Here is a 13617-nt window from a genome sequence, read left to right as displayed (position 1 = left end):
ACACAAATCTGTTTGTGTTAATCATCGAAAAAAGACATTCATTTGTGTTAAGTAACAACGATTGAAAAAAAAGGGCTGCCTTCAGGCAGCCCTTCTGTTTTTATCCGCTTAATCAGAACAGTTCTTCCGAACCGCCGTCCTGCTGGATAATCGTTGTACCCACTTCCGACACGCCGTAATCAGTCGGCTCGGTGCCTTTGATAAAGTATTCGGAACGGGAGTTGCCGCCGGAGCCCAGCTTACCGGTGCTGCGGTTGATCTGAACGGAGATAATTCCCGGTGGCGGCGGATCTTTGCGTTCCGGCACACCTTCCAGCGCAACTTTCATAAAGTCGTTCCAGATAGGCTGGGCGCTTTTCGCACCGGCCTCACCACGGCCGAGGTCACGGGCGTTTTCATCAAAACCAATCCAGACCGCAGCAACGATGTCCGGGCCGTAGCCGACAAACCAGGCATCTTTTGAGCTGTTGGTGGTACCGGTTTTACCGCCGAGGTCACGGCGTTTGATATCCCGCATTGCCCGCCAGCCGGTTCCGCTCCAGCCCGGTTCGCCATAGATATTGGAGTTCATGGCGTCTTTGATCAGGAAGGCCACCTGGGTGCTGACTACATGCGGTGCATACGGGGAATCACTTCCTGCCTGCGGTGCTTTTTCCAGGTCGGCTTCCGGGGCTGCCGGCTGGTCATTTTCCTGCGGCTGGCTGTCTGATTTCGCCACGTCGTTTTCCAGAGCATCCTTGTTCAGGCTGCTTTCCAGGTCATGTGAACCTTCGCCGTAGATCACCGGGATGTTGGTGCACTGCGGACAGGCAATTTTCGGCTCTGCGGTAAACAGAGCTTTGCTTTCGGTGTTATCAATCCGGCTGATAAAATACGGGTCGACCAGATAGCCGCCGTTGGTCATCACGGCATAGCCGCGCACCATCTGCATCGGGGTGAATGAGGAAGAGCCGAGCGCCATGGATTCTGTCCGGACAATGTTACTGTCCGGGAAGCCGAAGCGCAGCAGATAATCGGCGGCATAATTCACGCCCATTGCCCGCATGGCCCGCACCATCACCACGTTCTTCGATTGTCCCAGCCCCTGACGCAGACGGATCGGGCCGTCATAGCGCGGTGGTGAGTTTTTCGGTCGCCAGTCAGGACCAGCGCCGTCCGCACGGACAATCGGCAGGTCATTGAGCAGGGAGGCGAGTGTCAGACCTTTATCCAGTGCGGCGGTATACAGCAACGGTTTGATGCTGGAGCCGACCTGGCGCAGAGACTGGGTGACACGGTTGAATTTGCTCAGCCCGAAATCAAAGCCGCCGACCAGTGCGATCACCGCACCATCCGTTGGATTGAGTGCCACCAGGGCAGAGTTGACATCCGGGATCTGTGCCAGCATCCAGCGGTCTTTGTTCTGACGCACCCAGATCTGCTCACCGGCATGCACCACACTGTTTACCGCTCGCGGTGCCGGACCCATAGCGCGATCAGAGATAAATTTGCGCGCCCAGCGCATGCTGTCCATGGTCAGGTCGATGGTGGAGCCGTCTTTGAGCATCACCTGTGCACGGTTAGCATCCGCACTCAGCACAACACCCGGATTGAGCGGGCCGTAGACCTGTAACGTTTTCAGTTTGCTCAGGATCTGCTCTGTATCCCATGCCGCACTGTTCTGCGGCCACAAAACCTGCTGAGCTCCCCGGTAACCGTGGCGCATATCGTAGTCGATGATACCGGTATGAACCGCATCTTCAGCACTGAGCTGATCTTTGCGTTTAACGGTGGTGTAGACCTTATAACCATCGGTATAGGCATTTTCACCGTACTTTTCAATCATTGCCATACGAACCATTTCTGCCAGATACGGCGCGGAAAAATCAATTTCCGGGGCGTGATAACGGGCTTCGATCGGCTCATTACGCGCTTCATCATACTGGGCGCGGGTAATGTAATTCTCTTCCAGCATCCGCGTCAGCACCACATTACGGCGGGCCAGGGCGCGGGATTTGGAGTAAAGCGGGTTAAAGGTGGACGGTGCCTTCGGCAGCCCGGCGATCACCGCAATCTCACTGAGAGTCAGCTGATCAAGGCTTTTGCCGAAATAGACATAAGCCGCAGCCCCCACGCCGTAAGCGCGCTGGCCGAGGTAAATTTTGTTCAGATACAGCTCGAGAATTTCATCTTTGGTCAGCATCTGTTCGATGCGGATGGCCAGGAACGCTTCCTTTACTTTACGGATAACGGTTTTTTCCGGGCTCAGGAAGAAGTTACGTGCAAGCTGCTGTGTGATGGTACTGGCGCCCTGTGAGGCACGACCGGAGGTCATGGCAACAGAAGCGGCACGGAAAATCCCGATCGGGTCGATTCCGTGGTGGTCATAGAAACGGCTGTCCTCCGTCGCGATAAAGGCATTCCTTACCATCGGCGGGATCTGGCTGAGTGTCAGCGGAATACGGCGTTTTTCACCGAACTGGGCAATCAGTTCGCCATCCGCGCTGTAGACCTGCATTGGTGTCTGTAATTTGACATCTTTCAGTGTGGCCACATCGGGCAGGTCAGCCTCGACATATTTGTACATGCCATATATCGATGCTGCTCCAAGAAAAATGCAACAGACAACAAAGATCAATAAATACTTTAAGAACTTCACCTGAAAATTTCCGTTAGCCGTGTGGTGGACAGTTTATAAACAGCGACCCTGTAGTATAAAGGTTCATGCGTTTCTTGAATACGTATTTTGTAACCACAGGAAAATTAAGAGAAAAAAGTATTTCTCATATCAATAATACAGGGATAATTTATGCGGATTGCTTCACGGATGGCGGGAATTTCACTTCAGGACGGGGAGATCAGGATAGCACTGGCGCGGCGCATACGCCGGAGGTGGTGTTTTGAGGATTTTATCACGCTGACACTGCCGGAAACGGAATCAGCCGAAAACGGTGTGCCCGGCCTGTCTGCGGTTGCGGCTGCACTGGCGCCATGGCGGCGGCGTATCCGCGGGCGGCCGGATTGCCGGGCGGCACTGCCGGTGTCACTCTGTCTTCAGCAGCAGATCCGCCTGCCGGAGAGCCGTGTCGCGCAGTCTGCGGTGGTGCCGCTGATAGATACCTGGCTGGCGCGCACATTTCCGGGGCGTCATCAGGATCTTATCTATGATTACCGGTGGTTTTCCGGCGATATTATTCTGACGGCGCTGCACCGTACTGTCCGTGATCAGTGGCTGTCGCTGGCGGCGGAACTCCGCGCGGATCTGACGGTACTCAGCATTATTCCCTGTGCGCTGCGCTGTTTTGCCTGCGCCAGGGGGGTGGCCGCACAGGACTGGCTGGTTTTCCGTCAGGGGAACAGTCTTTGCTGGACTGCCGGTGAAACGCAGCCGGTACTGAGCGGACGGGCTGACCTGACCCTGCCGTCATTACTGACAGAGCTGAAAACACAGGGTTTTGATGAGTCACAGGCGGCACTGTGCTGTCTGCACGATACTGCACTGCTGCCGCAGGCATGGCAGCGGGAATGCCGGCGTTACCGCAATGCGGAAGCGGATGATGTCCCGCCGGGCTACGCGGCGGCGGCAGGGATGGTGCTTTGCGGGGAGGAGCGGCTATGACACACCGGGTGAATCTGACTGCCTGGCGCTCCCGGCTGAAACGGCAAATCTGCCGCAGGATAGTTTTCCGGTTTCTGATGGCTGGCGGCGTGCTGTTATCCGCACTGCTGCCGGTTTATCTGTTTCATTCACTGAATGTGCAGCATCTGGCGTTGTTACAGGCCGCATTTGATGAGCGGGAAATCTGTCTTGAGCCGCAGCGGGCTGAACTTGCCCGTCAGCGCGCGCTACAGCGGCAGGCGGAAACGGAAAATCTGCGGCAGCAGCAAACTGCACGGGAAAACCGCCGTTACCGGGATTTGCTGGTTTTTTTGCAGGCTCAGCTGCCGGAAGATGCCTGGCTGGCGCGTTATCAGGCAGAGCAGCAAAAGCATGATACAGAAAGCAGTGTGCGCCATGCCCTGTCGGTGAACCGCCGTCAGGTGATTGTCCCGTCTCATCCTTTATTACAGCGGGCACCGCCGGGGCTGATGCCGCTCAGGCTGATCAGCCTGCAGCATCACAAAACAGCCGGGATCCGGCAATTTATATTGGTGACCGGGAGGAGCCGGTCATGAATCTGAACACAGTATGGCGCTGTGCGCAGTACCGGCGCGTGCAGTGGGGAGTGACTGCCGGGATCTGGTTATCGGCCGGTGTGGTGTTCTGGTGTTTTTATCTGCAACCGGCAGCCGGGGAAACGGAAATGCGGTTCCGGCAATTGCAGCGGCTGACAGCACTGTCAGAACAGGTGGTCCCGGAAACGGTGATCCTGCCGCCCCCGGATATCCCGCCGTTGTTTACCTTACTGCCCGAAAATGCGCTGCCGTTGCTGACCGGCTGGCAGCAGGAGCCGCCGGAACAGCCGGAACGCTGGGTGCTGACCTTTGAGGCGCATTACCCTGAGCTGGCGGCGCTGCTCGATACCCTCAGCGGGGAGCTGACTCAGTTGCCGATCACCCGGCTTTCGCTGCACCCGCTGACACCCGGAACCTCCTCATCCCCGCCGCTGTTGCAGCTGACACTGCATCTGGCATTACCGGGGGCGGATTCACCGGATCCGGAAAAGGAATGGCATGATGATGAATAAAGCAAAATCAGCCGCCCGGCTGATCACCGGTTGTTGTCTGCTGCTTGCGGCAGCGGCTCCCGGCGGGCAGCATCCGCGGGATCTTTTTCAGCCTGTCGTCATCAGTGAGGAACCGGCCGTGCTGACAGAACTCCCCGTGATGTATTCCCCGCCGCTGATACCGGAAAGCGGGCAGAGCCGCACATTTACCCTGCAATATGCGGATGCGGCGGACATGCTGGCCCTGCTGAAACAGCATCACGGGGAATGGTTTACAGATAATAAAGCGCCGGAAGCCGACCCGCTGACAAATTCCCTCTTTATAGAAGCACAACCGGATGTGCTGTCGCGGGCGGAAGCCTGGCTGGCACAGATGGATCAGCCGCAGCAGCAGGTGCAGATTACGGCGCATATTGTGTCCGGCTCGCGGGAAGGGCTGCATGAGCTGGGGCTGCAGTGGGGAACCGTGCTGCCGTCACCAGAGTCCGGCAACCGCCTGCAGCTGCATCAGGCGCGGGGAAATAACACGTTCACCTTTAATATCGCCCGTCTCGGCGGCCATCTGCTGGAGATGGAACTGAGCGCACTGGAGCAGGAACAGCAGCTGGATATTGTCGCCAGCCCGCGCCTGACCACGGCGCACGAGCATCCCGCCAGTATCAAACAGGGAGCGGAAATTCCGTACACCACGCAAAACCATGAGTCCGGTTCACAGGTACAGTTCCGCGAGGCGGTACTGGGGATGGAGGTGACACCGCAGATCCTGCGGGATAATAAAGTACGTCTGACACTGCATATCAGCCGTAATGCCCCCGGTGCGGCGCTGATGCAGAACGGCAGCGAGCAGTATTCCATTGATAAGCAGGAAATCACCACACAGGTGATTGTCCGCAGCGGGGAAACCCTGATCCTCGGCGGGATTTTTCAGCAGGATAAAGGCAGACAGGTGACCGGAGTGCCGTATTTATCGTCGATCCCATTGATGGGAAAGCTTTTTACTCATCAATACGATAAACTCAGCCGCCGTGAATTAGTGATATTCATTACACCGCAGTTGATCGATATTTAGTAACTGTATCAATATCAGCATGTTGTATCATTATTCACGGATTATATGCGCAGAATAACGGGTTTTTTTACCGGTTCTGCGGTGTTATACATTTGACGATTGCAACGATTTAGCATACAAGAGTTAGCAAATTTAGCAGGTATGAAATCACTGCCGCCGTAAAATATGCCGTTAATCCGTTGACGGACAACGTCCTGATTCTCAGATCGCGCCTTATGTTTCTGTACAGCTCCTGTTTTCAGGAGGATTCACGGAAATATAAGGCGCGGTTTTTCGCAGGCGTTATGATAGTATGTGCGGATGTTCAGAGGCCGGATTGCGACAGGCGTCACACAGCAGCACCTGAGGTATCTTTCCGGTTTCGTGCCGGTATGGTTGCAATCGGGCAGAATGTGCGGAGATAATTTCAGGTTACTCACGCAGATTCACTCATGAGGTTTCATTTGAGGTCCCGCCGCTGATCGGGTGAGCGGGGCGGGTTATCATTAACGAATATTCTTAGTTATACCAAAAACATGGCAGAGAAACGCAATATCTTTCTTGTCGGCCCGATGGGTGCCGGCAAAAGTACTATTGGTCGTCAGCTGGCTCAGCAATTAAATATGGAATTCTTTGATTCCGACCAGGAAATTGAACGCCGCACCGGAGCCGATGTGGGCTGGGTGTTTGATGTCGAAGGTGAAGAAGGTTTTCGCCTGCGTGAAGAAAAAATCATCAATGAACTGACTGAAAAGCAGGGTATCGTCCTGGCTACCGGCGGGGGTTCCGTCAAGTCACGGGAGACCCGCAACCGCCTGTCTGCGCGGGGTGTGGTTGTATACCTTGAGACCAATATTGAAAAACAACTGGCCCGGACACAGCGCGATAAAAAGCGTCCGTTGTTACAGGTCGATGAGCCGGTCCGGGAAGTCCTGGTCAAACTGGCCGATGAACGCAATCCGATGTATGAAGAGATCGCGGATATTACTATCCACACCGATGATCAGAGTGCAAAAGTGGTTGCAAATCAAATTATTGAACTGTTAGAAACCAACAGTTAATTTCATTTTACCGGCAACATGCGGAGGTGCCATGGAAAAAGTGACTGTGACTCTGGGTGAGCGTGCTTATCCTATTTCAATTGCTCCGGGTCTCTTTTCCCTCTCCGGCACCTTTGCGCCGCTGACCACCGGTCAGCGTGCAATGATAGTTACCAACGAAACCCTTGCCCCGCTGTATCTTCAGACACTGACCGACAACCTTGCGCACGCCGGCGTACAGGCGGATTCCGTGATTCTGCCGGACGGCGAGCAGTATAAATCCCTGACCACCCTTGACCGTATTTTTACTGCGCTGCTGGAAAACAATCACGGGCGTGATACCACGCTGATTGCGCTGGGCGGCGGTGTTATCGGTGATCTGACCGGATTTGCGGCAGCGAGCTATCAGCGCGGCGTCCGTTTTATTCAGGTGCCGACCACGCTGCTGTCTCAGGTGGATTCATCTGTCGGCGGTAAAACCGGCGTGAACCATCCGCTGGGTAAAAATATGATTGGTGCCTTCTGGCAGCCGGTCAGTGTGGTGATTGATCTCGACTGCCTGAAAACCCTGCCGCGCCGTGAACTGGCGTCAGGGCTGGCGGAAGTCATCAAATACGGCATTATTCTGGATCACGATTTTTTTATCTGGCTGGAAAATAATATCGACCGTCTGCTGGCACTTGAGCCGCAGGCGATGGCGTACTGCATCCGCCGCTGCTGTGAACTGAAAGCAGAGGTGGTGGCTGCGGATGAAAAAGAGACCAGCGGGCTGCGCGCACTGCTGAATCTCGGCCATACATTCGGCCACGCCATTGAGGCGGAAATGGGCTACGGTGTCTGGCTGCACGGCGAGGCAGTCGCCGCAGGGATGGTGATGGCTGCACGCACGGCTGAACTGCTCGGGACCTTCCGCCCGGAAGAGACAGAGCGGGTCATTGCGCTGCTTATCCGCGCCGGGCTGCCGGTGCGCGGACCGGAATCCATGCCGGCGGATGCGTATCTGCCGCACATGATGCGGGATAAAAAAGTGCAGGGCGGTAAACTGCACCTGATTGTCCCGGAAACAATCGGCCGGTCAGTTGTCCGTGCGGATATCCCGCATGACAGGGTGCTGGCTGCCATTCAGTCCGTGTAACAGAAGCGGCGGCAGAAGTTTTTTGATATCTGTCTCGCTGAGTGCCGGGAAAATGGTTACACTACGCATTATGACGCACTCACCGGGCGTCAGTTCTCTTCTGTTATATCCAAAGACACAGTTTCTGCTCTGATGGGAGGGCAAAATGGACGGCTTTAAACCCGAAAAGCAAGAACCACAGATTTTCAGCCAGCCGGATGATGAATCTATCCGTCCGGACGCATCTGACAGACCGGAGCGCCCTGAACGCCGTAATCCGCGTCCGCGCCCGCAGCAGTCACGGCCTAAGTTTGCCGTCTCCCGCCAGCAGATGATGATCGGCGTGGCGGTTGTGGTCCTGGTATTACTGATTATCGCGATAAGCTCCGCGCTGAAATCGCCGTCAGAACCGGAAGCCCAGCCGCAGGCACAGAACGGCGAGCGCCCGATTACCCTCGGCACCGGCAGCAATGACGGTGCAACACAGTTACAGCCAACCGAACCGGTTCCGTCACAGACCGGGCAGACCGGCGTGAATCTCCCTGCTATCAATACCCTGCCGACACAGGCACAGCCGCCGTCACAGACAACCGGCACCGGCCAGCGCGTGGATATCCCGGGGGATATTAACGATGCCCTGAATCAGGGAAATACGCAGGTGGGTATTAATAATGCGGCGCAGCAGAATATGAATAATCTGCCGCCGGTGGTCACTCCGAAGGAAGAGCCGAAGAAACCGGTACAACAGGTGAAACCGCAGCCGGTGAAAACCACCACGGCAACACCAGCCAAACCGCGTGAAACCACCAAACCGGCTACTGCGGCACCGGTTCCGTCAAAAAGCGGCACCGCGATCGCCAAAGCCCCTGCCGGGAACTATACCCTGCAGCTGAGCAGCGCGAGCCGTGCGGATACGCTGAAAGCCTTTGCGCAGAAGCACGGGTTATCCAACTATCAGGTTTATGAGACAACACGTAACGGAAAATCGTGGTACGTCCTGGTGTACGGTAATTTCCCGACAGTCGGGGATGCAAAACGGGAAGTTGAGCGTCTGCCTGCCGAAATTCAGGGGAAAAAACCGTGGGTCAGAAAGATGCAGCAAGTGCATCAGGACATGAAATAATAAACACGGATTCCGTCAGGTGCTGATTTGCTGTCTGAAACAGAGCAGAATCGGCGGCTCTGGCCTTTTTGAGCAATGATTACAGACAGCATGAAGAAACAACGCGCATTTTTGAAGTGGGCCGGCGGAAAATACACTCTGGCAGATGAAATAAAACGGCATCTGCCGGAGGGTGATTGTCTTATTGAGCCCTTTGTCGGCGCGGGGTCGGTTTTTCTCAATACAGATTATCCGCGCTATGTGCTGGCGGATATCAACAGTGATCTGATCCACCTCTACACGATGGTGAAGCAGCGGACTCAGGAATTTATCGATGAGTCCCGCAAGCTGTTCACGCCGCAGTTTAATGATGAATTACAGTACTATGCGCTGCGGGAACAGTTTAATCAGAGCACGGATCATTTCGAGCGCAGCATTCTGTTTCTCTATCTGAACCGCCATTGTTATAACGGTTTGTGCCGTTATAATTCCAAAGGCCGGTTTAATGTGCCCTTCGGGCGCTACCGCAAACCCTATTTCCCGGAAGCTGAACTGCTGTGGTTCGCGGAAAAAGCCCGCAACGCCCTGTTTGTCTGCCAGTCTTATGTGACCAGCATGGAAAATGCAGGCACCGGGGATATCGTCTATTGTGATCCGCCTTATGCGCCGTTATCACTGACAGCCAATTTTACGGCGTATCACACCAGCGGATTCGGGTTACCGGAGCAGCAGAATCTGGCACAACTGGCACAAATGCTTTCGTCGGATCGCAAAATTCCGGTTCTGATCTCGAATCATGACACCCCGCTGACCCGGGAGTGGTATCATCAGGCGCAACTGCATATTGTCAAAGTGCGCCGCACTATCAGCCGCAACACACTTAACCGCCAGAAAGTGAATGAATTACTGGCGCTTTACCGCGGACAGTAAGCCGTTGAACCCGGCGGCGTCTTATTAAGAGGAAACAGGAATGAAAGAGTTTTTGATTGCTCCGTCCATTTTATCTGCTGACTTTGCCCGTCTGGGGGAAGACACCGCGAAAGTTCTCGCCGCAGGCGGCGATGTGGTTCACTTCGACGTGATGGATAACCATTATGTCCCGAACCTGACTATCGGACCGATGGTGTGCAAGGCGCTGCGTGATTACGGTATTACCGCGCCGATTGATGTGCATCTGATGGTCAAACCGGTGGACAGCATTGTGCCGGACTTCGCCAAAGCGGGCGCAACCTACATTTCATTCCACGCGGAATCGAGCGAGCACGTTGATCGCACCATTCAGCTTATCCGCGAATGCGGCTGTAAACCGGGCCTGGTATTCAACCCGGCCACGCCGCTCAGTTACCTCGATTATGTGATTGATAAACTGGATTTGATCCTGCTGATGTCGGTAAACCCGGGCTTCGGTGGTCAGTCCTTTATTCCGGAAACACTGAAAAAAGTGGAAGAAGTCCGCCGCCGCATTGATGCCAGCGGCCGTGATATCCGCCTGGAAGTCGACGGCGGAATTAAGACTGAAAATATCGCGGCAGTGGCGCAGGCCGGTGCGGATATGTTTGTGGCCGGCTCTGCGATTTTCGGCAAACCGGATTACAAAGCCGTGATTGATGATATGCGTAAAGAATTAACAAAGGTTTCAGCATGACAGACAAAACAGCAGTACAGCAATTCACAGGGATTAAAGCCGTTGCATTTGACCTGGACGGCACACTGACTGACAGTATTCAGGGACTGGCGGAAGCGACTGATCGCGCACTGGAAGCACTGGGCTACCGGAAAGCGGGCCGGGAAATGGCATCTGTCTGGGTCGGTAACGGCGTTGATATGTTACTGGAACGTGCCCTGACTCATGCAACCGGTGAAAAACCTGATGCTGCACTGCACGCGAAATGCCGTCAGCTGTTTGATGATTTTTATGCTGAGACCGTTAAAACCGGCAGTCCGGCATTCCCGCATGTGGCAGAGACATTGCAGGTGATGGCAGACGCAGGGCTGGATCTGGCGATCGTGACCAACAAACCGTCTCAGTTTATTCCGTCGCTGCTGGCTGAAACCGGTCTGGATAAATTTTTCTCTGTCGTGCTCGGCGGGGATGATGTGAAAAATAAGAAGCCGCATCCGGCTCCGCTCTACCTGACGCTGGGTGAGTTCGGGCTGCGTAAGGAAGAGATGCTGTTTGTCGGGGACTCCCGCAATGACATCCTGGCGGCACGGGCAGCGGAATGTCCCTGTGTCGGCATGACCTACGGCTACAACTACGGTATTCCGATTGCTGACAGCAATCCGGATTGCGTACTGTCCGACTTCGCGGGTCTGCTGCCTGCACTCGGACTGCCTCCGTTAACTCATCAGGAAGGATAATCATGAGCGGAACTAACACCAAAGCACATAAACCCGTTGTATTCAGCGGCGCACAGCCTTCCGGCGAACTGACCATCGGTAACTACATGGGCGCACTGCGCCAGTGGGTAAAAATGCAGGATGATTTTGACTGCATTTACTGCATCGTTGACCAGCACGCGATCACTGTCCGTCAGGATCCGGCTGAGCTGCGCAAGCGCACACTGGATACACTGTCGCTCTATATGGCCTGTGGTCTGGAACCGGCAAAAAATACACTGTTTGTTCAGTCCCATGTGCCGCAGCATGCACAACTGGGCTGGGCGCTGAACTGCTACACCTATTTCGGCGAACTGAGCCGCATGACACAGTTTAAAGATAAATCTGCCCGTCATGCCGAAAACATCAACGCCGGTCTGTTTGATTATCCGGTGCTGATGGCCGCAGATATCCTGCTGTATCAGACTAACCAGGTGCCGGTCGGTATCGACCAGAAACAGCATCTGGAGCTGAGCCGTGATATCGCACAGCGCTTCAATGCCATTTACGGTGATGTGTTTGTGGTGCCGGATCCGTTTATCCCGGCAGGCGGCTCCCGTGTGATGGCGTTACAGGATCCGACGAAAAAAATGTCGAAATCCGATGATAACCGTAACAACCTGATCGCCCTGCTGGAAGATCCGAAAGCGGCAGCGAAGAAAATCAAACGCGCGGTGACAGACTCTGAAGAGCCGCCACGCGTGATTTATGATTTGGAAAATAAACCGGGTGTTTCCAACCTGCTGGATATTCTCTCTGGTGTGACCGGCAAACCGGTTGCTGCGCTGGAAGCTGAATTTGAAGGCCAGATGTACGGTCACCTGAAAGGTGCGGTGGCGGATGCGGTTTCCGGCATGCTGACAGAGTTACAGACCCGTTATCACGAAATCCGTAACGATGATGTGTTACTGAACCGTGTAATGAAAGAGGGTGCTGAGAAAGCCTCTGCCCGTGCACAGGTCACGCTGGATAAAGTACACGACGCGATTGGTTTTGTACGTCGTCCGCTGTAATTACATGATATAAAAATAGCGCCTTTCGGCGCTTTTTTTATCTCTGTCGTTACAGCCAGCCTTTCTCTTTTCGTGAACGGCATACCGGGCATAATGTCTGTCCCGGCTGCCAGCTCATAAAAGGCAGATGGCAGCTGCTGCAATGAGCATCAAAATAAGCATAGCGGACCGGCTGACTGTTTTTTTCTGCCTGCGGTATGACATCGATCGCTTTCGGGAAACAGACGTCACGGCAGCTCATGCAGCCGCTGCATTTTGTCTTATCCACGGTAAACTGATTATCCGCAATAGTGATAGCCCCTTCCTGACACACTGCCGCGCAGGCGGTACATAAAATACAGTTTTCCGTATCCGGGCGCACATCAAACCAGCTGTCATCCGGCCAGAGTTTTTTTCGCTCATTCAGACCGGTTCTGGCACGGCCGGTATTCAGCCCGCTACTGATGGTTTTCTGCCGGAACAGCGCAAAACGTTTTCCGGTATCCACCGGCGGCGGCGGGATGATAGTCAACTGCCAGATTGGTTCGCCGAGGGCTTTCAGGCGCAGATTGAGCGCTGCCAGTACCGGCAGCCAGTTATCAACTTCCGGCTCTGCTATCTGCATCCCGCGGATATGGTACTGCCGGTGCCAGACCAGCAGCTCTTCCGCGCTGGCCGGGGTTTCTTTCTTCTCAATCACCAGTTGCCCGTTATTGTTGTAGTTGCGTTCGCGGACAGGGATGTGTTCAATAGCATCAGACGGGCAGACAAACAGGCAGTTTCCGCACTGAAAACAGCGGTCATTATCAATTTTGACGTCGAGATAGCCGAATGTGACCGCATCTGCCGGGCAGCAGGCGGCGCAGTTATCACACTGACTGTTTTTGAGTTTCTTCCTGACACAGTGATCATTCACTGACGGCGGTGTGGTTTTTTCGCCGTTTATCAGGTAGTTGAGTGCGCTGCGTCTGATAACGTTAACTCCTTTTCCTGATCATAATATTGAGCTGGTCACTATTTTCCCATGAGCGGATGCCGTCTGCCACTGACGGGATCAATAATCTGCTTTTCACGCACTCATTTTTTGATGCAAAACAACCCGGCTGAATCGTAAAACCGTAAAATAACTATAGGTTAATAACTGCAGGTTATTGTATTACAAATGATTTATTGCGAATGGTTACCAGTCGCAATCTGACAATAAGCCGTTATCCGGCAACAACAATAATAATAACGATTACAAAATCAATTAAGCGAGCAATGTATATGGGGTCGGTTCCGGCTGAGGGCGAAATG

At 54.3% G+C, this 13617-nt stretch carries 13 protein-coding genes; 11 read left to right on the top strand and 2 right to left on the bottom strand.

What is annotated here, in order from left to right; translation table 11 throughout:
- Positions 1 to 112: 112 nt before the first annotated feature.
- Positions 113 to 2638, bottom strand: a complete 2526-nt coding sequence (mrcA, locus tag HMPREF3119_RS07460; RefSeq protein WP_070579180.1) for a peptidoglycan glycosyltransferase/peptidoglycan DD-transpeptidase MrcA — start codon at positions 2636 to 2638, stop codon at positions 113 to 115.
- Positions 2639 to 2788: 150 nt separating this feature from the next.
- Between mrcA and HMPREF3119_RS07455 the strand changes: the two genes are divergently transcribed.
- From HMPREF3119_RS07455 to trpS, 11 genes are all read left to right on the top strand, one after another.
- Entirely contained in the window at positions 2789 to 3598 is an 810-nt protein-coding gene (locus HMPREF3119_RS07455; RefSeq protein ID WP_032098627.1) for a hypothetical protein, read from the top strand.
- Positions 3595 to 4155, top strand: a complete 561-nt coding sequence (locus HMPREF3119_RS07450; protein WP_024474691.1) for a hypothetical protein — start codon at positions 3595 to 3597, stop codon at positions 4153 to 4155. The genes HMPREF3119_RS07455 and HMPREF3119_RS07450 overlap by 4 nt, the downstream gene beginning before the upstream one ends.
- The gene (locus HMPREF3119_RS07445; protein WP_070579177.1) at positions 4152 to 4667 is read left to right on the top strand and encodes a hypothetical protein; all 516 of its coding nucleotides are present in this window, start codon (positions 4152 to 4154) and stop codon (positions 4665 to 4667) included. The genes HMPREF3119_RS07450 and HMPREF3119_RS07445 overlap by 4 nt, the downstream gene beginning before the upstream one ends.
- A complete protein-coding gene (locus tag HMPREF3119_RS07440) occupies positions 4654 to 5715 on the top strand; it encodes a secretin N-terminal domain-containing protein (protein WP_015422352.1) in 1062 nt (353 codons plus the stop codon). The genes HMPREF3119_RS07445 and HMPREF3119_RS07440 overlap by 14 nt, the downstream gene beginning before the upstream one ends.
- A gap of 515 nt (positions 5716 to 6230) precedes the next feature.
- The gene (gene aroK, locus HMPREF3119_RS07435) at positions 6231 to 6755 is read left to right on the top strand and encodes a shikimate kinase AroK (RefSeq protein WP_004237896.1); all 525 of its coding nucleotides are present in this window, start codon (positions 6231 to 6233) and stop codon (positions 6753 to 6755) included.
- A 31-nt stretch (positions 6756 to 6786) separates the two neighbouring features.
- Entirely contained in the window at positions 6787 to 7869 is a 1083-nt protein-coding gene (gene aroB, locus HMPREF3119_RS07430) for a 3-dehydroquinate synthase (RefSeq protein WP_036413281.1), read from the top strand.
- A gap of 145 nt (positions 7870 to 8014) precedes the next feature.
- Complete coding sequence (locus HMPREF3119_RS07425) at positions 8015 to 8971, top strand: SPOR domain-containing protein (protein ID WP_070579174.1); 957 nt, start codon at positions 8015 to 8017, stop codon at positions 8969 to 8971.
- A 90-nt stretch (positions 8972 to 9061) separates the two neighbouring features.
- Positions 9062 to 9880 carry an adenine-specific DNA-methyltransferase gene (gene dam, locus HMPREF3119_RS07420; RefSeq protein WP_036415636.1) on the top strand — a complete coding sequence of 273 codons (819 nt, stop codon included), beginning with the start codon at positions 9062 to 9064 and terminating at the stop codon, positions 9878 to 9880.
- Positions 9881 to 9920: 40 nt separating this feature from the next.
- Positions 9921 to 10595, top strand: a complete 675-nt coding sequence (rpe, locus tag HMPREF3119_RS07415; RefSeq protein ID WP_070579171.1) for a ribulose-phosphate 3-epimerase — start codon at positions 9921 to 9923, stop codon at positions 10593 to 10595.
- Positions 10592 to 11311: a phosphoglycolate phosphatase gene (locus tag HMPREF3119_RS07410; protein ID WP_004237901.1), complete on the top strand. Its 720-nt coding sequence runs from the start codon at positions 10592 to 10594 to the stop codon at positions 11309 to 11311. Before rpe ends, HMPREF3119_RS07410 begins: the two co-directional genes overlap by 4 nt.
- A gap of 2 nt (positions 11312 to 11313) precedes the next feature.
- A complete protein-coding gene (trpS, locus tag HMPREF3119_RS07405) occupies positions 11314 to 12342 on the top strand; it encodes a tryptophan--tRNA ligase (protein WP_004237902.1) in 1029 nt (342 codons plus the stop codon).
- A 49-nt stretch (positions 12343 to 12391) separates the two neighbouring features.
- Here trpS and HMPREF3119_RS07400 read toward each other — a convergent pair whose 3' ends face one another.
- Positions 12392 to 13237 carry a 4Fe-4S binding protein gene (locus HMPREF3119_RS07400; protein WP_015422351.1) on the bottom strand — a complete coding sequence of 282 codons (846 nt, stop codon included), beginning with the start codon at positions 13235 to 13237 and terminating at the stop codon, positions 12392 to 12394.
- Positions 13238 to 13617: the final 380 nt, after the last annotated feature.

This window comes from Morganella sp. HMSC11D09, assembly GCF_001807955.1.
GTDB lineage: Bacteria > Pseudomonadota > Gammaproteobacteria > Enterobacterales > Enterobacteriaceae > Morganella > Morganella morganii.
This window is presented reverse-complemented; position numbering and strand designations above follow the sequence as displayed.

Excerpts from the sequence above, each read along its gene's own strand:
- HMPREF3119_RS07455 (WP_032098627.1), top strand. The coding sequence starts at position 2,789 with ATGCGGATTGCTTCACGGATGGCGGGAATTTCACTTCAGGACGGGGAG.
- HMPREF3119_RS07450 (WP_024474691.1), top strand. The coding sequence starts at position 3,595 with ATGACACACCGGGTGAATCTGACTGCCTGGCGCTCCCGGCTGAAACGG.
- HMPREF3119_RS07445 (WP_070579177.1), top strand. The coding sequence starts at position 4,152 with ATGAATCTGAACACAGTATGGCGCTGTGCGCAGTACCGGCGCGTGCAG.
- HMPREF3119_RS07440 (WP_015422352.1), top strand. The coding sequence starts at position 4,654 with ATGATGATGAATAAAGCAAAATCAGCCGCCCGGCTGATCACCGGTTGT.
- aroK (WP_004237896.1), top strand. The coding sequence starts at position 6,231 with ATGGCAGAGAAACGCAATATCTTTCTTGTCGGCCCGATGGGTGCCGGC.
- aroB (WP_036413281.1), top strand. The coding sequence starts at position 6,787 with ATGGAAAAAGTGACTGTGACTCTGGGTGAGCGTGCTTATCCTATTTCA.
- HMPREF3119_RS07425 (WP_070579174.1), top strand. The coding sequence starts at position 8,015 with ATGGACGGCTTTAAACCCGAAAAGCAAGAACCACAGATTTTCAGCCAG.
- dam (WP_036415636.1), top strand. The coding sequence starts at position 9,062 with ATGAAGAAACAACGCGCATTTTTGAAGTGGGCCGGCGGAAAATACACT.
- rpe (WP_070579171.1), top strand. The coding sequence starts at position 9,921 with ATGAAAGAGTTTTTGATTGCTCCGTCCATTTTATCTGCTGACTTTGCC.
- HMPREF3119_RS07410 (WP_004237901.1), top strand. The coding sequence starts at position 10,592 with ATGACAGACAAAACAGCAGTACAGCAATTCACAGGGATTAAAGCCGTT.
- trpS (WP_004237902.1), top strand. The coding sequence starts at position 11,314 with ATGAGCGGAACTAACACCAAAGCACATAAACCCGTTGTATTCAGCGGC.